Origin of the sequence: Flavobacterium endophyticum, from assembly GCF_003634455.1 — a bacterium.
Classification (GTDB): domain Bacteria; phylum Bacteroidota; class Bacteroidia; order Flavobacteriales; family Flavobacteriaceae; genus Flavobacterium; species Flavobacterium endophyticum.
In genome coordinates this window covers 190,970-216,057 of the sequence record NZ_RBLC01000003.1, presented here as the reverse complement: position 1 = coordinate 216,057, position 25,088 = coordinate 190,970, and the positions used below count along the sequence as shown (strand labels likewise).

General features: G+C 37.5%; 29 protein-coding genes. 27 read left to right on the top strand and 2 right to left on the bottom strand.

Features of this window, described 5'->3' with window-relative positions:
• Positions 1-13 precede the first annotated feature (13 nt).
• The 22 genes from rplP (at position 14) to carA (ending at position 11,179) form a co-directional block, all read left to right on the top strand.
• Positions 14-439 (top strand): 50S ribosomal protein L16, encoded by a 426-nt coding sequence (rplP, locus tag CLV94_RS12460; protein ID WP_121376823.1) that lies wholly within the window; start codon positions 14-16, stop codon positions 437-439.
• A 12-nt stretch (positions 440-451) separates the two neighbouring features.
• Positions 452-643, top strand: coding sequence for a 50S ribosomal protein L29 (gene rpmC, locus CLV94_RS12455; RefSeq protein WP_121376822.1), 192 nt, complete (start codon positions 452-454; stop codon positions 641-643).
• 17 nt (positions 644-660) lie between these two features.
• The gene (gene rpsQ / locus CLV94_RS12450; protein ID WP_121376821.1) at positions 661-921 is read left to right on the top strand and encodes a 30S ribosomal protein S17; all 261 of its coding nucleotides are present in this window, start codon (positions 661-663) and stop codon (positions 919-921) included.
• Between the two features lie 2 nt (positions 922-923).
• Positions 924-1,292, top strand: coding sequence for a 50S ribosomal protein L14 (rplN, locus tag CLV94_RS12445; protein ID WP_007803649.1), 369 nt, complete (start codon positions 924-926; stop codon positions 1,290-1,292).
• Positions 1,293-1,303: 11 nt separating this feature from the next.
• On the top strand, positions 1,304-1,618 hold the full coding sequence (gene rplX / locus CLV94_RS12440; RefSeq protein ID WP_121376820.1) for a 50S ribosomal protein L24: 315 nt from the start codon (positions 1,304-1,306) through the stop codon (positions 1,616-1,618).
• Positions 1,619-1,620: 2 nt separating this feature from the next.
• The gene (gene rplE / locus CLV94_RS12435) at positions 1,621-2,172 is read left to right on the top strand and encodes a 50S ribosomal protein L5 (protein WP_121376819.1); all 552 of its coding nucleotides are present in this window, start codon (positions 1,621-1,623) and stop codon (positions 2,170-2,172) included.
• A gap of 3 nt (positions 2,173-2,175) precedes the next feature.
• Positions 2,176-2,445: a 30S ribosomal protein S14 gene (gene rpsN, locus CLV94_RS12430; protein ID WP_035637316.1), complete on the top strand. Its 270-nt coding sequence runs from the start codon at positions 2,176-2,178 to the stop codon at positions 2,443-2,445.
• Between the two features lie 153 nt (positions 2,446-2,598).
• On the top strand, positions 2,599-2,997 hold the full coding sequence (gene rpsH, locus CLV94_RS12425; RefSeq protein ID WP_121376818.1) for a 30S ribosomal protein S8: 399 nt from the start codon (positions 2,599-2,601) through the stop codon (positions 2,995-2,997).
• Between the two features lie 15 nt (positions 2,998-3,012).
• On the top strand, positions 3,013-3,555 hold the full coding sequence (gene rplF, locus CLV94_RS12420; protein WP_121376817.1) for a 50S ribosomal protein L6: 543 nt from the start codon (positions 3,013-3,015) through the stop codon (positions 3,553-3,555).
• A 12-nt stretch (positions 3,556-3,567) separates the two neighbouring features.
• A complete protein-coding gene (gene rplR / locus CLV94_RS12415; protein WP_121376816.1) occupies positions 3,568-3,921 on the top strand; it encodes a 50S ribosomal protein L18 in 354 nt (117 codons plus the stop codon).
• Positions 3,922-3,927: 6 nt separating this feature from the next.
• Positions 3,928-4,452, top strand: coding sequence for a 30S ribosomal protein S5 (rpsE, locus tag CLV94_RS12410; protein WP_121376815.1), 525 nt, complete (start codon positions 3,928-3,930; stop codon positions 4,450-4,452).
• Positions 4,453-4,464: 12 nt separating this feature from the next.
• Positions 4,465-4,647 (top strand): 50S ribosomal protein L30, encoded by a 183-nt coding sequence (rpmD, locus tag CLV94_RS12405; protein ID WP_017495010.1) that lies wholly within the window; start codon positions 4,465-4,467, stop codon positions 4,645-4,647.
• A 12-nt stretch (positions 4,648-4,659) separates the two neighbouring features.
• On the top strand, positions 4,660-5,115 hold the full coding sequence (rplO, locus tag CLV94_RS12400; RefSeq protein ID WP_056068809.1) for a 50S ribosomal protein L15: 456 nt from the start codon (positions 4,660-4,662) through the stop codon (positions 5,113-5,115).
• A gap of 14 nt (positions 5,116-5,129) precedes the next feature.
• Entirely contained in the window at positions 5,130-6,482 is a 1,353-nt protein-coding gene (gene secY / locus CLV94_RS12395; protein WP_121376814.1) for a preprotein translocase subunit SecY, read from the top strand.
• Between the two features lie 5 nt (positions 6,483-6,487).
• The gene (gene infA, locus CLV94_RS12390) at positions 6,488-6,703 is read left to right on the top strand and encodes a translation initiation factor IF-1 (RefSeq protein ID WP_007136545.1); all 216 of its coding nucleotides are present in this window, start codon (positions 6,488-6,490) and stop codon (positions 6,701-6,703) included.
• 10 nt (positions 6,704-6,713) lie between these two features.
• A complete protein-coding gene (ykgO, locus tag CLV94_RS12385; RefSeq protein WP_002987490.1) occupies positions 6,714-6,830 on the top strand; it encodes a type B 50S ribosomal protein L36 in 117 nt (38 codons plus the stop codon).
• A gap of 2 nt (positions 6,831-6,832) precedes the next feature.
• Positions 6,833-7,207, top strand: a complete 375-nt coding sequence (gene rpsM, locus CLV94_RS12380) for a 30S ribosomal protein S13 (RefSeq protein WP_121376813.1) — start codon at positions 6,833-6,835, stop codon at positions 7,205-7,207.
• An 8-nt stretch (positions 7,208-7,215) separates the two neighbouring features.
• Entirely contained in the window at positions 7,216-7,599 is a 384-nt protein-coding gene (gene rpsK / locus CLV94_RS12375) for a 30S ribosomal protein S11 (protein WP_027310821.1), read from the top strand.
• A gap of 87 nt (positions 7,600-7,686) precedes the next feature.
• Positions 7,687-8,292, top strand: coding sequence for a 30S ribosomal protein S4 (gene rpsD, locus CLV94_RS12370; RefSeq protein ID WP_121376812.1), 606 nt, complete (start codon positions 7,687-7,689; stop codon positions 8,290-8,292).
• 18 nt (positions 8,293-8,310) lie between these two features.
• Positions 8,311-9,303 carry a DNA-directed RNA polymerase subunit alpha gene (locus tag CLV94_RS12365; RefSeq protein ID WP_121376811.1) on the top strand — a complete coding sequence of 331 codons (993 nt, stop codon included), beginning with the start codon at positions 8,311-8,313 and terminating at the stop codon, positions 9,301-9,303.
• A gap of 62 nt (positions 9,304-9,365) precedes the next feature.
• Positions 9,366-9,878 (top strand): 50S ribosomal protein L17, encoded by a 513-nt coding sequence (gene rplQ, locus CLV94_RS12360; RefSeq protein WP_121376810.1) that lies wholly within the window; start codon positions 9,366-9,368, stop codon positions 9,876-9,878.
• A gap of 188 nt (positions 9,879-10,066) precedes the next feature.
• A complete protein-coding gene (gene carA / locus CLV94_RS12355; protein ID WP_121376809.1) occupies positions 10,067-11,179 on the top strand; it encodes a glutamine-hydrolyzing carbamoyl-phosphate synthase small subunit in 1,113 nt (370 codons plus the stop codon).
• A 128-nt stretch (positions 11,180-11,307) separates the two neighbouring features.
• On the opposite strand, the gene CLV94_RS12350 is transcribed toward carA, so the two are convergent.
• The gene (locus CLV94_RS12350) at positions 11,308-14,850 is read right to left on the bottom strand and encodes a T9SS type A sorting domain-containing protein (protein ID WP_121376808.1); all 3,543 of its coding nucleotides are present in this window, start codon (positions 14,848-14,850) and stop codon (positions 11,308-11,310) included.
• Between the two features lie 310 nt (positions 14,851-15,160).
• On the opposite strand from CLV94_RS12350, the gene eno reads away from it, so the two are divergent.
• The 5 genes from eno (at position 15,161) to CLV94_RS12325 (ending at position 23,690) form a co-directional block, all read left to right on the top strand.
• The gene (gene eno / locus CLV94_RS12345; RefSeq protein ID WP_121376945.1) at positions 15,161-16,453 is read left to right on the top strand and encodes a phosphopyruvate hydratase; all 1,293 of its coding nucleotides are present in this window, start codon (positions 15,161-15,163) and stop codon (positions 16,451-16,453) included.
• Positions 16,454-16,649: 196 nt separating this feature from the next.
• Positions 16,650-18,617 (top strand): tetratricopeptide repeat-containing sensor histidine kinase, encoded by a 1,968-nt coding sequence (locus CLV94_RS12340; RefSeq protein ID WP_121376807.1) that lies wholly within the window; start codon positions 16,650-16,652, stop codon positions 18,615-18,617.
• 3 nt (positions 18,618-18,620) lie between these two features.
• On the top strand, positions 18,621-19,382 hold the full coding sequence (locus tag CLV94_RS12335; protein ID WP_121376806.1) for a LytR/AlgR family response regulator transcription factor: 762 nt from the start codon (positions 18,621-18,623) through the stop codon (positions 19,380-19,382).
• Between the two features lie 108 nt (positions 19,383-19,490).
• The gene (locus tag CLV94_RS12330) at positions 19,491-22,160 is read left to right on the top strand and encodes a T9SS type A sorting domain-containing protein (RefSeq protein ID WP_121376805.1); all 2,670 of its coding nucleotides are present in this window, start codon (positions 19,491-19,493) and stop codon (positions 22,158-22,160) included.
• Between the two features lie 246 nt (positions 22,161-22,406).
• Positions 22,407-23,690 (top strand): citrate synthase, encoded by a 1,284-nt coding sequence (locus CLV94_RS12325; RefSeq protein ID WP_121376804.1) that lies wholly within the window; start codon positions 22,407-22,409, stop codon positions 23,688-23,690.
• 27 nt (positions 23,691-23,717) lie between these two features.
• On the opposite strand, the gene CLV94_RS12320 is transcribed toward CLV94_RS12325, so the two are convergent.
• The gene (locus CLV94_RS12320; protein WP_147406625.1) at positions 23,718-25,049 is read right to left on the bottom strand and encodes a hypothetical protein; all 1,332 of its coding nucleotides are present in this window, start codon (positions 25,047-25,049) and stop codon (positions 23,718-23,720) included.
• Positions 25,050-25,088: the final 39 nt, after the last annotated feature.

Here is a 25,088-nt window from a genome sequence, read left to right as displayed (position 1 = left end):
AAATTAAAGAAAAATGTTACAGCCTAAAAGAACAAAATACCGCAAGGTACAGAAGGGTAAAATGAAAGGAAACTCTCAAAGAGGGCATGAACTTTCTAATGGAATGTTTGGTATTAAATCTGTTCATGAAACTGGAATGTTCCTAACTTCTCGTCAAATCGAGGCGGCACGTATCGCTGCAACTCGTTTTATGAAAAGAGAAGGTCAATTATGGATCAAAATATTTCCAGACAAACCAATCACAAAGAAGCCTCTTGAAGTACGTATGGGTAAAGGTAAAGGTGCAGTTGAATATTGGGCTGCAGTTGTTAAACCCGGAAGAATTATGTTTGAAGTTGGAGGAGTACCTTTGTCTGTTGCAAAAGAAGCTTTGCGTCTTGCAGCACAAAAACTTCCAGTAAAAACTAAGTTTGTCGTAGCTAGAGATTTCGAAGCATAATCAATTTTTATTATGAAACAATCAGAAATTAAAGATCTGTCTGCAGCTGAGTTACAAGAGAAACTTAGTCAGTTAAAAAAGACATATGCCGACCTAAAAAATGCTCACGCTATTTCTCCAATTGAAAATCCGCTTCAAATCAGAAGCCTAAGAAGATCAGTTGCAAGAATCGCTACAGAGTTAAGCAAAAGAGAGCTACAGTAATTGTATTCTGCTAAAAGATGGAAGAAAAAAGAAATTTAAGAAAAGAGAGAATCGGTGTTGTTACTAGCAATAAAATGGAGAAATCTATTGTTGTTTCTGAAACAAGAAGAGTAAAACACCCTTTATACGGTAAGTTCGTGTTGAAAACTAAAAAATACGTTGCACACGACGAAACAAACGACTGTAACATTGGAGATACTGTAAGAATTAGCGAAACGCGTCCTTTAAGTAAATCAAAATGTTGGAGATTAGTTGAAATCATTGAAAGAGCTAAATAATTATGGTACAACAAGAATCAAGACTAAAAGTAGCAGATAACACAGGAGCTAAAGAAGTTTTAACTATCCGTGTTTTAGGAGGTACCAAAAGAAGGTATGCCTCTGTTGGTGACAAGATTGTAGTATCTATCAAAGATGCAACTCCAAACGGAAACGTAAAAAAAGGAGCTGTTTCAACTGCAGTTGTTGTACGTACCAAAAAAGAAGTGAGAAGAGCCGATGGTTCTTATATCCGTTTCGATGACAATGCATGTGTTCTTTTGAATGCTGCAGGTGAAATGAGAGGAACTCGTGTTTTTGGTCCAGTAGCAAGAGAGCTTCGTGAAAAACAATTCATGAAGATTGTATCATTAGCACCAGAAGTGCTTTAATTATTTACAAGATGATAAAGCTAAAAATCAAATCAGGAGATACAGTAAGAGTTATCGCAGGTGACCATAAAGGTTCTGAAGGTAAAGTTGTACGTGTAGATCGTGAAAAAAATAAAGCGATTGTTGAAGGTGTTAACATGGTTTCAAAACACACGAAACCAAGTGCGAAAAACCCTCAAGGTGGTATCGTTAAGAAAGAAGCTCCAATACATATTTCTAACCTATCTCTTATAGATCCTAAAACTAAGGAAGCTACAAGAACAGGTGTGAAAGTAGAAGGAGATAAGAAAGTAAGATTTTCAAAAAAATCTAATCAAGTATTATAGTGATGGCTTATATACCTAGACTAAAACAAGAATATAAGGACAGAGTGATCTCTGCACTTAAAGAAGAATTCGGTTACAAAAACGTAATGCAAGTTCCTAAATTGGAAAAAATCGTTTTGAGCCGTGGAGTTGGTGCCGCTGTATCTGATAAAAAACTTATCGATTATGCAGTTGAAGAGTTGACAAAAATTACAGGTCAAAAAGCAGTATCAACTATTTCTAAGAAAGACGTTGCGTCATTCAAATTGAGAAAAGGAATGCCAATTGGTGCAAAAGTTACTTTGCGTGGCGAAAGAATGTATGAGTTCTTAGACAGATTGATTACATCTTCATTGCCACGAGTAAGAGACTTTAGCGGAATCAAAGCTACTGGTTTTGACGGAAGAGGAAATTACAACCTTGGAGTTTTGGAACAAATCATTTTCCCAGAAATTGATATTGACAAAGTAAATAAAATCTCAGGAATGGACATTACCTTTGTTACGACTGCAAAAACAGACAAAGAAGCGAAGTCATTATTAGCAGAATTAGGATTACCTTTTAAAAAGAATTAAGTTATGGCTAAAGAATCAATGAAAGCCCGTGAGGTAAAAAGAGAAAAAACGGTAGCAAAGTATGCTGAAAAAAGAAAAGCTTTATTAGAAGCTGGAGATTATGAAGGCCTACAAAAATTACCGAAAAATGCTTCTCCTGTTCGTTTGCACAACCGTTGCAAATTAACTGGAAGACCTAGAGGGTATATGCGTCAATTCGGTATTTCACGTGTAACTTTCCGTGAAATGGCTAATAATGGATTGATACCAGGAGTTAAAAAAGCCAGCTGGTAAAATCAAAAATTTTGTTTTCTCGACAGATAGTTGTAAGTTTGCCGGATTTTTGCCGCGAACCGGCAACTATCTGTTGATTAATTAGTAAGTTTTAATGGTTTCAGGTTCTACCGGAAAGTCCGGGACGAATACCAAAACCGCAATTTTAATTATATGTATACAGATCCTATTGCGGATTATTTGACAAGAGTTAGAAACGCTGTGGCTGCAAACCACAAAGTCGTTGAAATTCCTGCTTCTAATCTTAAAAAAGAAATCACAAAGATTTTATTTGATCAAGGTTATATCTTGAGCTACAAATTTGAAGACAACTCTGTTCAGGGTTCAATCAAAATCGCTTTGAAGTATGATAAAGATACTAAAGAGCCGGTAATCAAAGATATCCAAAGAATTAGTAAACCAGGTTTGCGTAAATATGCAGGTGCTTCTAACCTTCCAAGAATCCTTAACGGATTAGGAATTGCTATTGTTTCTACATCAAGAGGATTGATGACTGGAAAACAAGCTAAGCAATTGAACATTGGTGGTGAGGTAATTTGTTACGTATACTAATAAAACGACTTAACGATGTCAAGAATAGGTAAAAATCCAATTGTAGTTCCAGCTGGAGTAACTGTAGAAGTTGCAGAAGGAGTAATTACAGTAAAAGGAAAATTAGGTCAACTTACTCAGGAATATTCTGATGTTACTGTAAAAGTTGAAGATGGTCAAGTTCTAGTTGAAAGATCATCTGATCAAAAAGATCAAAGAGCAAAACACGGATTATATAGATCATTAATCAATAACATGATTATTGGTGTATCTGAAGGTTTTACAAAAGAATTAGAATTGGTTGGGGTAGGTTACAGAGCTTCTAACCAAGGACAAAAACTTGACTTGGCTCTTGGATTTTCTCATAACATCATTTTAGAAATCGCTCCTGAAGTTAAATTGGAGACAGTTTCTGAGAAAGGTAAAAATCCAATCGTAAAATTAACATCTTTCGATAAACAACTTGTAGGACAAGTGGCTGCGAAAATTAGAAATTTCCGTAAACCAGAACCTTACAAAGGAAAAGGAGTTAAGTTTGTTGGTGAAGTATTAAGAAGAAAAGCAGGTAAATCAGCTTAAAAATAAAAGATTATGTCATTAACAAAATCTGAAAGAAGACAGAGAATTAAATTCAGAATCAGAAAAATCGTAAGCGGTACTGCCGCAAAACCAAGACTTTCTGTATTCAGAAGTAACAAAGAAATCTATGCACAGCTCATAGACGATGTAAATGGTGTTACTTTATTGGCTGCTTCATCTAGAGAGAAAGAAGTAGGTACTAAAGGTACAAACGTTGAAGTTGCAGCATCAGTTGGAAAATTGGTAGCAGAAAAAGCGTTAAAAGCCGGAATTGAAACTGTTACCTTCGATAGAGGTGGGTATCTATATCACGGTCGTATTAAATCATTAGCAGAAGGCGCTAGAGCGGCTGGACTTAAATTCTAAGAAATTATGTATCATAAATACAAAAACGTAGAGTTAGTAAAACCAAGTGGACTTGAATTAAAGGATCGTTTGGTGAGTGTGAACCGTGTAACTAAAGTTACAAAAGGTGGTAGAGCTTTTGGTTTTTCTGCAATTGTAGTTGTAGGCGACGAGAATGGTGTAGTTGGACATGGTCTTGGAAAATCTAAAGATGTTTCTGAAGCTATTGCTAAAGCAGTAGAAGATGCAAAGAAAAATCTTGTGAAAATTCCATTGAGCAGCAAAACTGTTCCTCACGAACAAAAAGGTAAATTTGGTGGAGCACGTGTTTTCTTGATCCCTGCATCTCATGGTACAGGAGTTATCGCTGGTGGAGCTGTTCGTTCAGTTCTTGAATCAGTTGGAATTCACGACGTATTGTCAAAATCTCAAGGTTCTTCGAATCCTCACAACGTGGTAAAAGCAACTTTTGATGCTTTATTGCAAATGAGAAGCGCTTATACTGTTGCAAAACAAAGAGGTGTTTCTTTAGAGAAAGTTTTTAAAGGTTAATTCAAGGAAATTATGGCGAAATTATTAGTAAAACAAGTTAGAAGCAAAATCAATTGTCCTCTATCTCAGAAAAGAGGTCTTGAAGCTTTAGGTCTTCGTAAAATGGGACAAGTTGTGGAGCATGATTCAAATCCTGCTATCCTTGGGATGATAAACAAAGTAAAACACTTAGTTTCTGTTGAAGAAGCTAAATAACAAATTATAGTTATGAATTTAAGTAACTTACAGCCAGCTGAAGGCTCAACGCACAATCAAAACAAAAGATTAGGTAGAGGAGAAGGTTCTGGAAAAGGTGGTACTTCTGCAAGAGGTCACAAAGGAGCTAAATCTCGTTCTGGTTATTCTAAAAAGATTGGTTTTGAAGGAGGTCAAATGCCACTTCAAAGACGTGTGCCTAAATTTGGTTTCAAAAACATCAATCGTAAAGAATACGAAGGTGTAAACCTTGATACGCTTCAAGCTTTGGTTGATAATGGAATTGTTACAGATAATACTGTTGATATGACAGTTTTCGTAGCTAACCGTTTGGCAACTAAAAACGAAATCGTAAAGATTTTGGGAAGAGGTGAATTGAAAGCTAAATTAAAGGTAACCGCTCATAAATTTACTGCTACTGCAAAAGCTGCAATCGAAGCTGCTGGTGGAGAAGCCGTAACTTTATAATTCTTATAATCAAGATGAAGAAATTTATAGAATCGTTAAGCAATGTTTGGAAGATTGAAGAACTAAAAAATAGAATTTTAGTTACTCTTGGTTTGTTATTGGTGTATCGTTTTGGTGCTCAGGTAACACTTCCAGGTATTGATGCGACTAAGTTAAATGGACTTACTGATCAAACAAAAGAAGGAATAGGATGGTTAATCGATGTATTTACAGGTGGTGCGTTTTCGCAAGCATCTGTATTTGCATTGGGTATCATGCCGTATATCTCTGCATCTATTGTAGTTCAATTGATGGGTATTGCTGTGCCTTACCTTCAAAAACTACAGAAAGATGGTGAAAGTGGGAGAAAGAAAATGAACCAAATCACGCGTTGGTTGACTATTGTTATTACTTTAGTTCAAGCGCCAGGTTATATTTTCAATCTTTACAGAACTTTGCCAGGAGAAGCTTTCCTTTCTAATGTGAACCCAGGATTGATCTCGCCTTTTGCGTTCCAGTTCTTATCTGTGGTAATACTTGTTTCAGGTACTATCTTCGCAATGTGGCTGGGTGAAAAAATTACTGATAAAGGAATTGGAAACGGTATATCGTTATTGATCATGGTAGGTATTATTGCGAGAATGCCACAAGCATTCATCCAAGAATTCTCTACTAGAGTAACAAACAATAACGGTGGTCCAATGCTATTGGTTTTCGAAGTAATAATTTGGTTGCTCGTCATCGTAGCTTGTGTTCTATTAGTAATGGCCGTTCGAAAGATTCCGGTGCAGTATGCTCGTCGTACCGCTTCTGGTGAATTCGAACAAGGAGGAAACAGACAGTGGATTCCATTGAAGCTTAACGCTTCTGGAGTTATGCCGATCATTTTTGCTCAAGCAATTATGTTCATTCCTGCTGCTTTGGCTGGTCTATCTAGTTCAGAAACAGCTACTTCAGTGAGTACCGCTTTCCAGAATATCTTCGGATGGCAGTATAATCTGGTTTTTGCTCTGTTAATCATAGTTTTTACTTACTTTTACACCGCAATTACAGTACCTACAAATAAAATGGCAGATGATCTAAAAAGAAGTGGTGGTTTCATTCCTGGAATTAGACCGGGAGCAGAAACTTCTGAGTTTTTAGATAAAATCATGTCCTATATAACGTTCCCAGGTTCATTATTTCTTGCTTTAATAGCTGTGTTCCCAGCAATTGTTGTAAGTGTTTTGAGTGTTCAACCATCTTGGGCCTTGTTTTATGGAGGTACATCGTTATTGATTATGGTTGGAGTTGCAAGTGATACTATCCAGCAAATTAATTCTTATTTGTTGAACAAGCATTACGACGGTTTGATGAAAAGTGGTAAAAATAGAAAAGCAGTAGCTTAATTTTTATGGCAAAACAATCAGCAATAGAACAAGACGGATCCATCATCGAAGCATTATCAAATGCGATGTTCCGTGTAGAGTTAGAAAATGGACATATTGTAATTGCTCACATCTCTGGAAAAATGCGTATGCATTATATCAAGTTATTGCCTGGCGATAAAGTGAAACTAGAAATGAGTCCTTACGATCTGTCAAAAGCAAGAATTACTTATAGATACTAAAGCTATTAAAATGAAAGTAAGAGCATCAGTTAAAAAAAGAAGTGCCGAGTGCATTATCGTACGAAGAAAAGGAAGATTGTACGTTATTAATAAAAAGAATCCTAGATTTAAACAAAGACAAGGATAGTTATGGCAAGAATAGCAGGGGTAGATATACCTAAAAACAAAAGAGGAGTTATCGCTTTAACTTATATCTTCGGAATAGGAAAAAGCAGAGCTATTGAGATTTTAGAAAAAGCTCAAGTAAGCCAAGATACTAAAGTTCAAGATTGGAATGATGACGAAATCGGAGCTATCCGTGATGCCGTTTCATATTTCAAAATCGAAGGTGAATTGCGTTCAGAGATTTCATTAAACATCAAACGTTTGATGGATATCGGATGCTACAGAGGAATCCGTCACAGATCTGGTCTTCCATTAAGAGGACAAAGAACTAAGAACAACTCTAGAACAAGAAAAGGTAAAAGAAAAACTGTTGCTAACAAGAAAAAAGCAACTAAATAATAAGTAGTATGGCTAAGGCAAGTGCAAAAAAACGTAAAGTTATCGTTGAATCAACAGGCGAAGCTCATATTAGTGCAACTTTTAACAACATCATCATTTCTTTGACTAACAAAAAAGGTGAAGTTATTTCTTGGTCTTCAGCTGGTAAAATGGGCTTCAGAGGTTCTAAAAAGAATACTCCATATGCAGCTCAAATGGCAGCAGAAGATTGTAGCAAAGTAGCGTTAGAAGCTGGACTTAAAAAAGTGAAAGTTTATGTAAAAGGACCAGGAAACGGACGTGAGTCTGCTATCCGTTCACTACATAACGGTGGAATTGAAGTAACAGAAATCATTGACGTTACTCCAATGCCTCACAATGGATGTCGTCCTCCAAAAAGACGTAGAGTTTAATTATATTTAAGTATAACTAGGTAGATCATAGATTATCGGAGGATATGACCTGAATTCATAATCTCTACCTTAATTTAATTTTTAGAAATGGCAAGATATACTGGTCCAAAAACTAAAATTGCTCGTAAATTCGGCGAAGCAATCTTCGGAGATGACAAATCTTTCGAAAAAAGAAATTATCCACCTGGACAACACGGGATGGCTAAAAAAAGAGGTAAGAAATCTGAATATGCTGTCCAGTTGATGGAAAAGCAAAAAGCTAAATATTCTTATGGAATTTTAGAAAAACAATTCAGAAACTTATTCGAAAAAGCTTCTGCTACTAAAGGAGTAACAGGTGAAGTTCTTTTACAACTTTGTGAGGCTAGATTAGATAACGTAGTATTCAGAATGGGTATCGCTCCTTCTAGAAGAGCTGCACGTCAAATCGTTTCTCACAGACACATCACTGTTAACGGTGAAAATGTAAATATTCCTTCTTATCACCTAAAACCTGGAGATAAAGTAGCTGTTCGTGAAAAATCTAAATCTTTAGAAGCTATCGAGCGTTCATTATCTAATTCTAGTCACGTTTACGAGTGGATTACTTGGAACAATGACCTTAAAGAAGGTACTTTCGTTTCAGTTCCAGCGAGACTTCAAATTCCAGAAAATATCAAAGAACAGCTAATCGTAGAGTTGTATAACAAATAATAGACACTAGTCGAACATATGGCAATATTTAATTTTCAGAAGCCCGATAAAGTTATCATGATCGATTCAACCGATTTTGAAGGTAAGTTTGAATTCAGACCTTTAGAACCTGGCTATGGATTGACTGTTGGTAATGCACTTAGAAGAGTCTTGCTTTCCGCTTTAGAAGGATATGCAATTACATCTGTTCGTATCGAAGGTGTAGATCACGAGTTTTCTACAATTTCAGGAGTAGTTGAAGATGTTACAGAAATTATCCTTAATCTAAAACAAGTACGTTTCAAACGTCAGATTGAAGATATCGATAACGAATCTGTTTCTATCTCAATTTCTGGCAAAGACCAGATTACTGCTGGAGATTTTCAAAAATTTATTTCTGGATTCCAAGTATTGAACCCAGAATTGGTTATCTGCAACTTAGATAGCAAGGTTAACTTGAATATGGAGTTAACTATTGAAAAAGGTAGAGGATACGTTCCTGCAGAAGAGAACAAAAAACAAAACGCTGCCATCGGTACTATCTTCACGGATTCTATCTTTACTCCGGTAAAGAACGTGAAATATGCAATAGAAAACTTCCGTGTTGAGCAAAAAACAGATTACGAGAAATTAGTTTTTGAAATCAAAACTGATGGATCAATCAATCCAAAAGATGCTCTTACAGAAGCTGCTAAAGTTTTGATACACCATTTCATGCTGTTCTCTGATGAAAGAATAACACTTGAAGCTGATGAAATCGCTCAGACAGAATCATATGACGAAGAGTCATTGCACATGAGACAATTGCTTAAAACTAAGCTTGTTGATATGGATCTGTCAGTGAGAGCATTAAATTGCTTGAAAGCGGCTGAAGTGGATACACTCGGAGATCTAGTATCTTTCAATAAGAATGACTTGATGAAGTTCCGTAATTTCGGTAAAAAATCATTGACTGAGCTTGATGAGCTTGTGGCTGTGAAAAACCTACATTTCGGTATGGATCTAGCAAAATACAAATTAGATAAAGAATAAATTACTTCATATTTTGCTCTCCAAAGAGGATTGAAGCAAGATGGAGTTAAAAAAAACACGTCATGAGACACGGAAAAAAATTCAACCACTTAAGCAGACAGACAGCGCATAGAAAAGCTATGTTGTCTAATATGGCTTGTTCTCTAATAGAGCACAAACGTATTAATACTACTGTTGCTAAAGCTAAAGCGCTTAAACAATTTGTTGAGCCTTTGATTACAAAATCAAAACAAGACACTACTCATAACAGACGTATTGTTTTTGCTTACCTTAGAAGTAAATATGCGGTAACTGATCTTTTCAGAGACGTAGCTGCTAAAGTTGGAGATCGTCCAGGTGGATACACACGTATCATCAAACTTGGAAATCGTCTAGGTGATAACGCTGATATGGCGATGATCGAGCTAGTTGATTTCAACGAACTTTACAACGGTGGTAAAAAAGAAGTTAAAAAAGCTAAAAGCCGTCGTGGTGGAAAAGCTAAAAAAGCAGAAGAAACTGCTGTTGAAGAAGCTCCAAAGGCTGAAGCTCCAGCTGCACCAGCTGCCGAAACTTCTACAGACGCTGCAGAATAATGAAGAAATTCATTTCATAAATAAAAAAAGGATAAGCTATTATAGTTTATCCTTTTTTTTTGCCCATTCCAATACTACTTGGGTATAAAACGAGACAGAAAAATTCTTGGAGAAATAAATTTTCAGAAACTCCAAATTTGAATTAAATTTGCAATCGCATTCCGCAACTACACAACACAACACTAAAAATGAAATACACAACACGACAAAAAGCAATCCTCCTGCTAAGTGACGGAACAATTTTTTATGGAAAATCCATTGGAATAGAAGGAACTACGTTTGGCGAAGTCTGCTTCAATACCGGAATGACAGGCTACCAAGAAATCTTTACCGATCCGTCTTATTTCGGACAGATCATGGTGGCGACTAATGCGCACATCGGTAACTACGGTGTCAATGCCGAAGATATCGAGGCCGACCAGATTATGATTTCTGGATTAGTGTGTAAAAACTTTTCATTCAGCCATTCCCGTGCAAATTCTTCTGGAAGCTTGGAGGACTATTTCAAAAAGCAAAACTTGGTTTGCATTTCTGATGTAGATACAAGAGCCTTGGTAAGCTATATCCGCGATAATGGAGCGATGAACGCTGTAATCTCTACCGACGGAAAATCTATTGATGAACTAAAAGCCTTATTGGCAAAAGTTCCAGACATGAAAGGGTTGGAATTAGCGTCAAAAGTTTCTACTAAAGAGCCTTACTTCGTCGGACAAGAAACGGCAACTTATAAAATTGCTGCCTTAGATCTGGGCATAAAGAAGAACATCTTGAGAAATCTTGCCAAAAGAGACTGTTATATAAAAGTGTTTCCTTTTGATGCAACCTATGAAGAGATGAAAGCGTTTAATCCAGATGGATTCTTCCTTTCTAATGGTCCTGGTGACCCAGACCCTCTTTATGGCGCTATTGATATTGCTAAGAAAATCTTGGCCAATGACGATCCTGTTTTCGGAATCTGTCTCGGACATCAAGTTTTGGCGCTTGCTAACGGAATCTCTACGTATAAGATGTTTAACGGGCATAGGGGAATAAACCATCCTGTGAAGAATGAGATTACCGGAAAAGGAGAAATCACGTCGCAAAACCACGGATTTGCCGTAAACCGCGAAGAACTAGAAAAACATCCAGATCTAGAAATCACGCACCTTCATATCAATGATGGCACGGTAGCCGGAATGCGCATGAAGAACAAAAACTGCTTTTCTGTACAATACCATCCAGAAGCAAGTCCTGGTCCGCATGATTCCTCTTATCTGTTCGACCAATTTATCGAGAACATAAAGAAAGCTGTCAAAGCTTAACTAGTATAAAAAGACGCTGTAAAGCGTCTTTTTTTTGTTTGCTATAAATTGAATCTGTATTGCTTGACAGCCAGCCAAAAAAAAGAGCCACTGTAAGTGGCTCTTTCAATTTGTGGTACTTAGGATTATTATTGTTTCACCACCTTTATTGTTTTTGTCTGTCCTTGAGACGTCACTTTTACCAAGTACGATCCCGTAGGAAGCGCAGACATATCAATTTTTCCTTCGGTACTATTAATGACTTTTGAAGCTACATTTTGTCCTAATAAATTAAATACTTGGACATCAGAAATATCTTGGTCATATGATAGGTTTAAAACGCCACTTACTGGGTTTGGATAGGCTCTAAAGTTCGTGCTGTCAAATGCAGGAGTGCTCAATGTCGGGCTCCAAGCTCCTATAGAAAACAGTTCTTCTTCGTCATTCGAATACTCCCATACCCTGATATAGACTATTTCTCCAGGAGTTCTTCCTGTCAAGTTGATTCTTGAATAGTTTCCAGACGAACCAGAATCATCATCACATTCCACCAATTCAAGAGCATCACAAGTACCAGAATAAACGGCTAGGCCAGAATCGAAAGAAGTATCACTAGAACCAGTAGGGTTTCCAGTTTGAATTGTAAGTTTTCCATCCGCAGGAATAACCACCTTATACCAAACATCACCACCGCTATAGCTAGCGCAATCCGGATCAGGAATAGAAGTTGTGGCTGCTGAATCTGTAGCTCCGATGATAGTTGAATTTACAGCTCCGCCTGCATACGTAGTAGCTGCAGTAAGCGTTATGGCATTGGCGCAATCGTCGTTGGCTGGAGGAGGAGGCAAAATGCCCACACAGATATCAAAAGTAGTCGATCCGATAATATCTTCACCATAACTAAATACTCTTACATAATACGTAGTGCCAACAACCAATCCAGAAATAATACTTGAATCCGGATCGCTAACGTTTAAGCTTTCCAACTGTCCGCCACACATTCCTTGCAGCACTTCATGAACTAGATCAGACGGATCGCCATCTACATCCAATAAGCTGATTTTATGAGAAGTAGCTGTTGCTACAAAAGTATACCAAACGTCGTCATCTGGAGTCCCAGAACCATTATCTCCCTCTCCAGAGTCTGTTGCTCCAGCTATCGTACCTGCTGTTTTTGCAGTGCAAGACCCATCTGTGTTAACCGTAAGCGCTACAGCAGCAGTACAATCATCATTTGCTGGAGCTGGAGGCTGTGATCCTATACAGATATCAAATGTAGTTGATTCCGGAATATCATCGTAATAGCTATATACCCTTACGTAATATGTCGCGCCTACAGTTAATCCTGTCGCAAAGCTAGACTCAGAAGTACTGTTATCTAAGCTTATTAACGATGTACAGGTTCCATCCATTAACTCATGTACGAGATAAGTTATGTCGCCTTCTACGTTAAGTATACTGATTTTATGAGAAGTTGCTGTTGCTACAAAGCTATACCATACGTCATCATCTGCCTCGCCGTTTTCTGTTTCTACTCCAGAATCTGTAGCGCTGGCTAATGTACCTGCTGTTGTTGCTGTGCAAGACAAATCAGGATTTACGGTAAGTACTACCGCGCCTGTACATTCGTCATTTGCCGGAGCTGGAGGCAAGGTACCGATACAGATATCAAAAGTTGTCGATTCAGGAGCATTTGTGCCATAACTGAATACCCTTACATAATAGGTCGTGCCGATAGTAAGTCCAGAGGCTGTGCTTATATCATCATCGCTGCTATTTAAGATTGTCAATGCAGTACAATTTCCATCCATCACTTCATGTACCAGATCTGTTTGGTCTCCATTTGAATTCAGCAAACTGATTTTGTGAGTCGTAGAAGTTGCTACAAAGCTAAACCAAACGTCATCATCAGCTGTTCCAGTGTCAGCACCAATACCAGAATTGGTAGCGCTAACTAATGTTCCGGCAGTTTTTGATGTACACAATAAATCAGAATTAACCGTCAGTGCCACTGCGCCCGCACATTCGTCGTTTGCAGGAGCCGTAGGAGGAATTCCGATACAGACATCAAAAGTAGTTGATTCTGCTCCGCTATCTCCATAAGTGAATACTCTAAGATAGTAGGTAGTGCCTATAGTCAGCCCAGTAATTAAGCTCGAATCGCTATCGCTTGCCTGTAGGCTCAATAACTGTCCGCCGCAAGATCCTTCCAATACTTCATGTACAAGATCCGTTTCATCACCTTCTACATTTAGTAGTTTTATCCTGTGTGAAGTTGCTGTAGCAGTAAAAGTAAACCATACATCATCATCGGCTGTTCCAACACCGCTAACCACTTCCCCTGAATCTGTTGCGCTTACTACAGTTCCAGATGTTCTTAAAGTACAAGAATTGTTAGTATTTACAGCAATCGAAATAGCGCCCGTACAATCGTCGTTAGCCGGAGCTGCAGGCGGAACACCTACGCAGATATTAAAAGTTGTCGATTCAGGAACTGTATCGCTATAACTAAAAACGCGTATATAATAGGTAGTACCTACAGTCAGTCCCGTAGCAAGGCTTGAATCGTTATCATTTGAAGTCAAGGTAACCAACGATCCGCAGGCGCCATCCATTACTTCATGAACAAGATCTGTCAAATCACCTTCTGCATCTAATATTTTGATTCTATGCGAAGTTGCTGTAGCTACAAAGCTATACCATACATCATCATCCGCACTTCCAGTGGCTGTCGTGATTCCTGAATCTGTAGCGCCAGCCAAGATTCCTCCCGTTCTAGAAGAGCAAGACGCATCCGTATTTACAGTAAGAGCAATGGCATCGGTACATTCATCATTAGTTAAGGTCGGCAATGTGGTGATGCAGATGTTAAAAGTAGTTACAGCAGGATCAGATCCGTAGCTGAATACTCTTATATAATACGTAGTGCCTACGGTCAATCCAGAAATAAGGCTTGTGTCGTTGTCGCTTGAGCTTAAGACTGCCAAGGTTCCACAAGTTCCGCCCAGAACTTCATGTACTAAGTCAGTAGTGTCACCTTCTACATCTTTCAGGCTGATTCTGTGGGAAGCCGCTGTTGCTACAAAGCTATACCAAACGTCATCGTCTGCAGTTCCGGTCTCGGTTTCTATTCCAGAATCGGTAGCGCCAACCAAAATACCGCTGCCCATTGAAGAACAAGTTAGGTTTGGATTTGCCGTTAAAGCAATGGCTGTAGCACAATTGTCATTGGTAAGAGCCGGCAGCGTGCTGACACAGATGTCAAAAGTTGTAGATGCAGGATCGTCATAATAGCTATAGACCCTTACATAATAGGTTGTGCCAACAGTAAGTCCAGAAACAATACTAGAATCTAGATCTGCAGAGCTTAATATAGTCAAGGATCCGCAAGTACCGCCCATCACTTCATGAGCAAGATCAGTTTCGTCGCCTTCTACATTCGATAAGCTAATTTTGTGAGCTGTGGCCGTTGCCACGAAAGAGTACCAGACATCATCGTCTGCATCTCCAGTATCCGCTTCGAACCCAGAATCGGTTGCTCCAGATAAGGTTCCAGAAGTTCCTCCCGTACAATTAAGACCAGGATTTACACTTAGTGAAACTGCATTTGCACAGTTGTCATTGCTAGGCGCTTGCGCATACGTCTGCCAATAAAAAGCAAATAAGGCAAATAAAAATAGTTGTTTTTTCATATTAGTTAGTTGTTTGATTAACAAGAATCTAATATGTGCATTTTATGAGTGAAATACAATTGTGATTTAGAATTCGATGGTTTTGATTTAGAATTCGTAAAAATAAGAAAGAACGTACAAGGCAATTTATAACCCTTTTTTGCAAGCAAAGTCCAAATCAAAAAACGATTAAATGCAAAAAAGAAATACTAATTGCTAAAACGTTTGCGTTTATAAGTTTTTAAAAAATAAAAGATTTCGGATTTTAAAATCCTTAAATTTGTTTTTTATTGAAAGAAACAATCAAATAATAACAAATAAACAATCAATAATGAGCAGAATTATTAAAATCCACGCTAGACAGATTCTTGATTCTAGAGGAAATCCAACTATTGAAGTCGATGTAGTAACAGAACACGGAATTCTTGGAAGAGCTGCTGTTCCATCTGGAGCTTCAACTGGAGAACATGAAGCGGTAGAACTTCGCGATGGCGGAAAAGCATTCATGGGCAAAGGAGTTATGAAAGCTGTAGAAAATGTAAACATTAAAATTGCTGAAGAATTATTAGGAACTTCTGTTTTTGAGCAAAACCTGATTGACCAAAGAATGATTGAGTTGGATGGCACTCCAAACAAATCGACACTTGGAGCCAATGCAATTCTTGGCGTTTCTTTAGCGGTTGCAAAAGCGGCTGCTAATGAATTAGGAATGCCTTTATATCGTTATGTTGGTGGTGTTTCTGGAAATACGCTTCCAGTTCCGATGATGAATATCATCAATGGAGGTTCTCACTCGGATGCACCGATTGCTTTCCAGGAATTTATGATTATGCCTGTTAAAGCAAAAACATTTTCTCAAGCTATGCAGATGGGAACTGAGATTTTCCACAATCTGAAAAAAGTATTGCATGACAGAGGCTTGAGTACAGCTGTTGGAGATGAAGGAGGTTTTGCGCCAAACTTGGCTGGCGGAACAGAAGATGCGCTAGATTCGATCAAAAAAGCCGTTGAAAATGCAGGCTATACTTTTGGCGATGACGTGAAGATTGCTCTTGACTGTGCGGCTTCGGAGTTTTATGTAAACGGAAATTACGATTATAAAAAATTTGAAGGCGAAACCGGAAAAATCCGTTCTTCAAAAGAACAAGCAGAATATTTGGCCGAATTGGCTTCGAAATATCCGATCATCTCTATCGAAGACGGTATGCAGGAAAATGATTGGGACGGCTGGAAATACCTTACCGAACTTATCGGAGATAAAGTACAGTTAGTAGGAGACGATTTGTTTGTGACGAATGTAGAACGTCTTAAGACAGGAATCGATAAAGGAATTGCCAATTCCATCTTGGTAAAAGTGAACCAAATTGGTACTTTGACTGAAACTATCGCAGCCGTAAACATGGCGCACAATGCAGGATATACTTCTGTAATGTCGCACCGTTCTGGTGAAACAGAAGATAATACAATTGCTGATTTGGCAGTAGCATTGAATTGCGGACAAATCAAGACGGGTTCTGCATCGCGTTCTGACCGTATGGCAAAATACAACCAATTGTTGCGTATCGAAGAAGAATTGGGAAGCACAGCTTATTTTCCTGGAGAAAAAGCTTTCAAGATTAAATAATTTAGTTATCTTTAGAACTATAAGCCCTTTTAGATTTCAACTTCTAAAAGGGTTTTTTTATGAAATCAAATTCTAATTTGAAACCATCGAATTCTAAGTCTGGTCGCTAGTGGCACTGTGGAAATGTTATTTTTGTTTATGTCATTGTTTTTAAAAAGCATATCATTGCATTTTAAGAGATAAAAAACGTTTTAGAATGAAGTTAAAAGCCCTATTTATCTGCTTTTTTATACTGTTTTATGCTGATTTCTATTCACAAGAAAAGACTATTGACAGCCTAAAAGGGGTTTTGGAGCATTCTAAAAACGATATCGACAGGACCGTACTCCTTAATGCTATCGCGACAGAATATATGTCGAGCGATCCCAAAATGATGCAGGAGTATGCTACTAAAGCTCTAGAACTCTCCCAAAGAATCAAATATAAAATTGAAGAAGGCAATGCCTATTTGAATTTAGGAAATGTGAATGTTATTCTTGGGAAATATGCTGCCGCCCTTGACCATTTTTATAATGCGCAGAATATCTTCGAAACAGAAATTACCTCCGATGCTAAAAATAGATTAGAAATTAAAAAAGGCCTGGCTCGTGCATATGGAAGCTTAGGAATTGTTTTTTCAGAACAAAGCAACTATGCGAAGGCTCTGCAGTATCATTTGAAAGCGGTAAAAGTATATGAAGAAATCAAGGACGAAGGGCGGATGGCTCGGATTTATAATAATATCGGAATCGTCTACCAAGCGCTCAAAGAAGATTTCAAAGCCTTAGACTATTTTATAAAGGCCCAAAAACTTCAAGAAAAAACAGGCGATATGACGGTCGGTATTACCACTACGAATATCGGCAACATCTATTTAAGGCAGAAAAACTATCCCAAAGCGCTCGAATATTATACAAAATCAAAAAATACATTCGACAAGAGCAAGGATGTCAGAGGACTCGGAGAATTATACAATAACTTAGGTTCTTATTATTCACAGACAGGAAATCCGACAATGGCTCTAGAAAACTGGAACAAAGCCATTGCCGAATTCAGATCGATAGATGATAAATTCGGAATTTCGGATACCTATTCACATCTTGGGAATTTTTATTTTAGCCAAAAGAAATACAATGAGGCTTTAGAGAATGCAAATAATGCGCTGCGTCTGGCAAAAGAACTAGATGTTTTAGAGCAGACCATGAATTCTCAAAAGCTGATAAGTGCTATTTATGAAGCACAAAACAATCCGATTCTTGCCTTCCAGCATTATAAGCTGTATACCACTGCAAAAGACAGCCTTATCAGCCATGAGAATATCAGAAAAAGCGTGCAGGCAGAAATGAACTTCGACTTTGAAAAAAGAGAGGCACTGCAAGAAGAAGCTCATGAAAAGAAAGAATTGCTTTTTAAAGAACAAAATAAAAGGTATAGGCTTCAGACTATTTTCGGAGCATTGCTAGTCCTTCTGTTTTTTGGAATCATCTTCCTTATCTATAATAGGATGCAGCTGAAAAAAACACTGACACTTCAGAAAGAATTAGCAGAATACGAACAAAAAGCGCTTCATCTTCAAATGAATCCGCATTTTGTGTTTAATTGCCTCGGTTCGATTTCCAGCTTTATTGTACAGAACGGTACAGATTCGGCAATTAAATACCTTTCAAAGTTCTCCAAATTAATGCGATTGACGCTGGAGTATTCCAAAGAATCGTTAATCCCAATCGACAAGGAAATCGAAGGCCTGCAAAATTATTTGGAACTGGAGCAGCTTCGTTCCGATAAAATGTTTAATTTCAGCATCACCAAAAGTGATGAGATAGAAGACGATGTGGCGCTGCCGCCTCTTTTATTGCAACCTTTTGTAGAGAATGCGATCCTTCATGGATTGATACCTAAAAAAGAAGTCGGTAAAATTGATATCGAATTTTTATTGCAAGGTGAAAGCTTGATCTGTACGATTGTTGACAATGGTATTGGTTTTGAAAAATCACAAGAATTAAAAGCATCGTCTGTTTCTATTCATAAATCAATGGCTTTAGATATTACGAGAAAGCGACTCGAAATGATGGAAGCCGTCACGTCAAAGACTTCAAAAGTCGAGATAAAAGAATTAAAAGACGATCATGGAAATCCAAAAGGCACAGAAGTGATTCTGTACCTGCCAATACAATACATCAAATAGAATATGATAACAGCTTTATTGATTGATGATGATAGCAATTTAAGAAACGGGATGAAAAGCCTGTTGAATCGCTATGCGCCAGAAATTAAGATATTAGGAGAAGCAGACAGCGTAAAAACAGGCATTAAGGCTATTGACAGCCTTAAGCCGCAAGTAGTCTTTTTGGATATCCAGCTTACAGACGGTACCGGTTTTGATATTTTAGAAAAACTAGCCCAGAAGAACGGCAAATCATCTTCTCATATTGTTTTTGTTACGGCCCATGAAGAGTATGCAATCAAAGCATTTCGTTTCAGCGCTTTAGATTTCCTTTTAAAGCCTGTTGATCCCGAAGAATTAGAGAAGGTTATTGAAAAGATCAAAAATGCTTTAGAAAAAAACGATAACTACGCACACATTGACTTGCTGTTGGAAAACATCAGGAAAAAAGTCGATAATTTTAAAAGAATAGCGCTTTCTACAGCAGATGGCATACATCTGTTGGAAGTCAGCGATATCATACGGTGCGAATCCGAAGACAATTACACTAAATTCTATGTCAAGAACGGCAAGCCCATATTGATTTCGAAAACACTGAAAGAATATGAGGAATTATTAGGGGAGCACGGATTCGAAAGAATCCATCAGTCCCATTTAATCAACCTTTCTTGCCTGAAATCCTACATCAAAAAAGACGGTGGCTATGTGATTATGGCCGACAATAGCAAGCTCCCAATCTCGCAACGAAAAAAAGAACGATTGCAAGAATTGTTGAAATTGATTTAGCGAATTCTAACTCAAAATCACAAAATTCTAGTTAAATTCTTTTTTTAACACCTACTTTATTATATTTGGAAATATATATTTAGGTAAAAAGCTAAAAATGATGGTTATATGAAAAGACTATTACTTTATGGGTTGCTTTTCTTTTATGGATTTATAAACGCGCAAAACGTTTATATCCTTGACTCATCTTTTAAAAACAAATTACTTGCTGCCGATAGTTCTAACGCCATTGCGAAGGATAACAGTGGCAATCCGATACGAATTGATGCTAATCAGGACGGGGAAATCCAAGCAAGCGAAGCATTACAAGTTGTTGAATTAGACATTTCTTCTTCCAATATTTTTCATCTGCTTGGGATTGATGCTTTTTCAAATTTAAAAGCACTTAAATGCGGACATAATACAATACAAACGCTCGATCTTTCGGGCAATACTAGTCTTGAATTTGTAGAATGCTACGACAATATGATTTCTTCTCTGAATTTGGCAGGACTTGTTAACTTGTCTTATTTGGATTGTAGGCTTATGGCAGGACAGCTTACTTCTCTAAATCTTGCCGGACTAACGGGATTGAAAACCCTGAAGTGCGGGCGTAATAATCTAACATCTTTAAATCTCTCTTCGCTAACAAATCTGATAGAATTGGATTGCAGCATTTCTGATATATCGAGCCTGAATCTTTCAGGACTCGTGAATTTAAAATCGTTGGATTGCAGTTTGAACCTTCTTTCTTCTTTAGATGTCACGCCTTTAGTGAGTCTGGAGAATTTTGATTATTCCTATAACAATCTTGCATCGCTAAATATTTCTTCATTAACCTCATTAAAGAAATTATCATGCAATTCGATTGGTCTTACGTCTTTGGATTTGTCACCATTTCCAAATTTGGTTTTTCTGAGTTGCCATAGCAATCTGCTGTCTTCTCTGGATCTTTTAAATTCTGACAACTTAGTAACATTAGAATGTGGTGCTAACCAATTAACATCTCTCAATGTCTCGAATCTCACCAGCATGACTTCTCTGATGTGCGGTTATAATGATCTTGTTGCTCTAGATTTGTCAGGATTGACAAACCTTGAATATTTAGATTGTAGCAACAATGCGATTACGGCCATAGGCACGCAGGGACTAGATAGTCTTGTTAGAATCCTTTGTGGTAACAATGCAATTACAGCGCTAGATATGAGCCATTCGCCTCATGTAACTTTTTTGTCTTGCGAGAACAATTCTTTGCTGGCAACAGTTAATTTGAAAAATGGTACTTCTTTTACAGAAATTCCGATCATTGGATTTGAATTTCAAAATACGCCAAGCTTGGCTTATGTTTGCTCAGACGAAGAAGAAAGCGAGCTATTGCAAAGTTTCTTCTCAGGGTTAGGGGCGAATATATCCGTTTCTCCTTATTGTACTTTTACTCCTGGCGGTGACTATAACACGATTACAGGCATTGTCAGATTGGATGCAAATGGCAACGGATGCGATGCTAGTGATGCTGCACAGCCTTTTATAAAAATGAAAATAAGCGATGGGACAGAAGAAGAAGCCGTCTTTTTAAATTCAGAAACAAACTATGCTTTTTATACTCAGGAGGGTACGTTTACGGTAACTCCTGCTACTGAAAACGCTTCGTTCTTTTCTTTTGGCCCAACGAACGCCGTGGTCAATTTTCCAGATGTAGACAACACGGTCTATACGCAGAACTTCTGTATTACGCCTAACGGTACGCACCCAGATGTCGAAATTGCTATTGCGCCAATTGTTCCGGCAAGGCCAGGGTTTGATGCGGTTTATAAAGTAGTTTACAAAAACAACGGAAACCAAACAATATCACAGACTTCAGGAATAACGCTGCTGTATAATCAAAATCTTATGAGCTTTGTATCTTCAACTCCGACTGAACGCTCTCAGGGCCTTGGAAGGATTAGCTGGGATTACACAAACCTGCATCCTTTTGAAGCCAGAAGCTTTAATGTGACGATGAATATCAACAGGCCTACCGATGGCAACCCTGTAAATATTAATGATGTGCTGAATTTTACAGCCTCTGTTACGTTGCCAAATGGCGATGAAAATATGGCTGACAACTCCTTTGCGCTCCGCCAGACTGTGGTAGGTTCGTATGATCCGAACGATATACAATGTCTTCAAGGTGATATTGTTCCACCTTCAGAAATAGGAGATTATCTTCACTATTTAATCCGTTTTGAAAATACAGGAACAGCTGCAGCTCAAAACATAGTCATCCGCGATGAAATTAATGATGCGGAATACGATGCTTCCAGCATACAGATATTAAATACCTCTCATAAAATGACAAGGGCTAATGTAAAAGGCAATCTAGCAGAGTTCATTCTGAAAAATGTTTCTATAGATTCTGGCGGACATGGCAATATTTTATTGAAGATCAAATCGAAACAAGACCTTTCAGCGGAAAGTACTGTTTCACATAGGGTGGGCATTTATTTCGATTATAATTCTCCAGTAATAACCAACGATGCAACCACTATTTTCAAAGCATTATCAGTAGGAGAGCATGAAGTAGACAAATCAATCATGATTTATCCGAACCCTGTAAGCAAGCTGCTGAATGTGAAAGCAGATGGTATAATCCGTTCTGTACAGCTATTCGATGCGCAAGGAAGAATATTGATGACTCAATTGCTTGGAGAAAACAATACAAGCTTAGATCTTTCAGCGTATGCCAACGGTGTATACTATATTAAAATCCTTACCGATGAAGGCGCAAAAACAGAGAAAGTAGTCAATAAGAAAAACTAACAAAGGAAACTTGAAATAGCATATTGAAACAAAATCCATTCAAATTATTAAGGTTAAAGAAATAATTTAATTTCAGCCTGCCGATTGACTTTGGCAGGCTTTTTTTTGACTGCGCCATATATATCAAGTTTGCAAAATTTAAAGAAATATTAACGAAATCGTTACCGTATTACTTTTTAGTTATTGCCGAATTGCCTATTTTTGTTAAATTATATTTTTCAATTTTAAATAATTCCCAATAATATTATGTCAAAAACAGCAATATTAGAAATTGACGGTAACAGACACGAATTTCCAGTAATAGTTGGAACAGAAAACGAAGTTGCTATCGATATCGATAAACTACGCAGCGCAACCGGCGCCATAACTCTTGATCCAGGTTATAAAAATTCAGGATCATGCAAAAGTGAAATTACTTTCCTAGATGGAGAAGAAGGAATCTTGCGCTACAGAGGTTATTCAATCGAAGAATTGGCAGAAAAAGCCGATTTTCTTGAAGTTTCTTACCTTCTTATTTTCGGCGAATTGCCAACAGCAAAACAATTAGAGCAATTCGAGACTGATATCAGAAAATACACTTTGGTGAACGAAGAAATGAAAAATATCATTGACGGTTTTCCAAAAAATGCACACCCAATGGGAGTTTTGTCTTGCTTGACCAGTGCACTTACAGCTTTTAACCCGAAATCTGTAAATGTTGAAAATGAAAAAGACATGTATGAGGCCGTTTGTAAAACCATGGGTAAATTCCTTGTAATTGCAACTTGGACGTACAGAAAAAGCATGGGCTTCCCATTAAATTATTATGACAATACTAAAGGATATGTTGAAAACTTCATGCGTTTGATGTTTGAATTGCCAACAGGACCTTATACTGCTAACCCAACAATTGTTGCGGCTTTAGATAAATTGTTTATCCTTCACGCTGACCACGAGCAAAACTGTTCTACTTCAACAGTAAGAATGGTGGGTTCTTCTCATGCAGGATTGTTTGCTTCTATCTCAGCTGGAGTTTCAGCTCTTTGGGGCCCTCTTCACGGTGGTGCTAACCAAGCAGTTTTGGAAATGCTTGAAGAAATCCAAAAAAATGGAGGCGATGCTGATAAATATTTGGAAAAAGCAAAAGACAAAAACGATCCTTTCCGTTTGATGGGCTTCGGACATAGAGTGTATAAAAACTTTGATCCAAGAGCAAAAATCATCAAGAAAGCAGCTGATGAGGTGCTTGCTACTTTAGGTGTTAACGACCCAATTCTGAACATCGCTAAAAAATTAGAAGAAGCGGCATTAGTTGACGAATACTTCGTATCAAGAAAATTATATCCAAACGTAGATTTCTATTCTGGAATTATCTACCGTGCATTAGGGATCCCAACGGATATGTTTACGGTTCTTTTTGCTATCGGACGTCTTCCAGGATGGATTGCGCAATGGAAAGAAATGCGTGTAAACAAAGAGCCAATTGGCCGTCCAAGACAAGTTTATGTGGGAGCTCCATTGAGAGATTTCGTTCCTTTTGAGAAAAGATAATTTTCAAAAAATAGTTTTAAAAAAGCTTCACTTGATTGTGGAGCTTTTTTTTGCTCTAAAATTTTCCCAGCTGATTACGGCAATGACTATAAGAATTCCCTGTAATGGCATCATATAACGCGAAGCATTCACAGGACCTGTGATTAAAATAGCATACGCTATAAAAAGGATAATGTAGCTATTTCTGAAATTAATCTCTTTTCTTTTTTTCCAAAGGAGCTTGAATATAAGTGTCCATTTTAATAAGGCAATAAGAAATAACGGAATCAGTATAAGGATTATCCAAAAGTATTTATAATCCAAGAAGTTAGTCACAGTTGTCTTTAGTCCCGCTGTGCTTAGCATATTTAAGAACCCGCTATTTGTGTCATATTTTTCAATAAGTGTCATCAAGTCGAACCTTCCTGGATCAATAGCTCCACGGATAGCTCCATACAAATGGAAAGCTGTATAGGAGACAAGGTTTTCTTTGATAGTCTTTTTTCCTTCTAACGCTAAGAATTCGCTCCATTCTTTAAAGTTAGGTAATTTTTCTGCTTCGACATAAATACTCTCTTTCCATGAATTAGCAACTTCAGTGCTTTCCTTTTGAGCTTTAAAAAGATAAAGATTATAATCAATCAGGTTGATATTTTGCATGGACGAAAAATGAAAATAGCCAGTTCTTTCTTTATTAAAGCCCATATAGCCAATCGTAAATAGCAAGGGAATAAGAACAGAAAAACTAAAAGTCCTTGTCTTTATAAAATAAAAGCCAAACAATAGGATATTGACAAACGAAAAAAGATAAAAGGCAGGCTTTAAAAATATCAAGGCTGTAAGAATGAGTTGGATAAGTAACATTTTCTTTGCGTTTAGCGGAGCAATAAGTAGCAAGGCCAGCAAAAGAAGCAACGTCATGACAAGAACTTCTGTCATGATCAGATGGGTATAGATAAAAATAGAAGGCGTTAGCAGAATAAATATTGATAATAATCGGAATGATTTTCCTCCTAATTTTTGAAATAACCTTAAAATCAGATAAATGTTGAAGAATCCAACTAGTGTTTGAAGCAAGATGATGACCAAATCGTTAGAAAATCCAGGAAAAAGAATCAATAGCGGATATAAAAAAGGCCTTTTGGTTAGTAAGGTACCTTTAACAAAATCAGAGGTGGAAGAAAAATATTCTCCGCTTTTTAAAAGTTCTGCTGTTGCGAAATAATCATCAGAATCAGGTAGTCGAAAATCTCCTTGCGCAATCCTGAGCCCTAAAAAAACAAGCATAAAAAAACTCAGCAATAAAAAATATTTCTTGAATTCTGATTCGGCTGGGTTGTTGAAAAAAGTCGTCAATCGTGTTTTTTTAAGAGTTTTCAAGCAAACAAACTTACTCAAAATATTGGAAACTAATTTTAG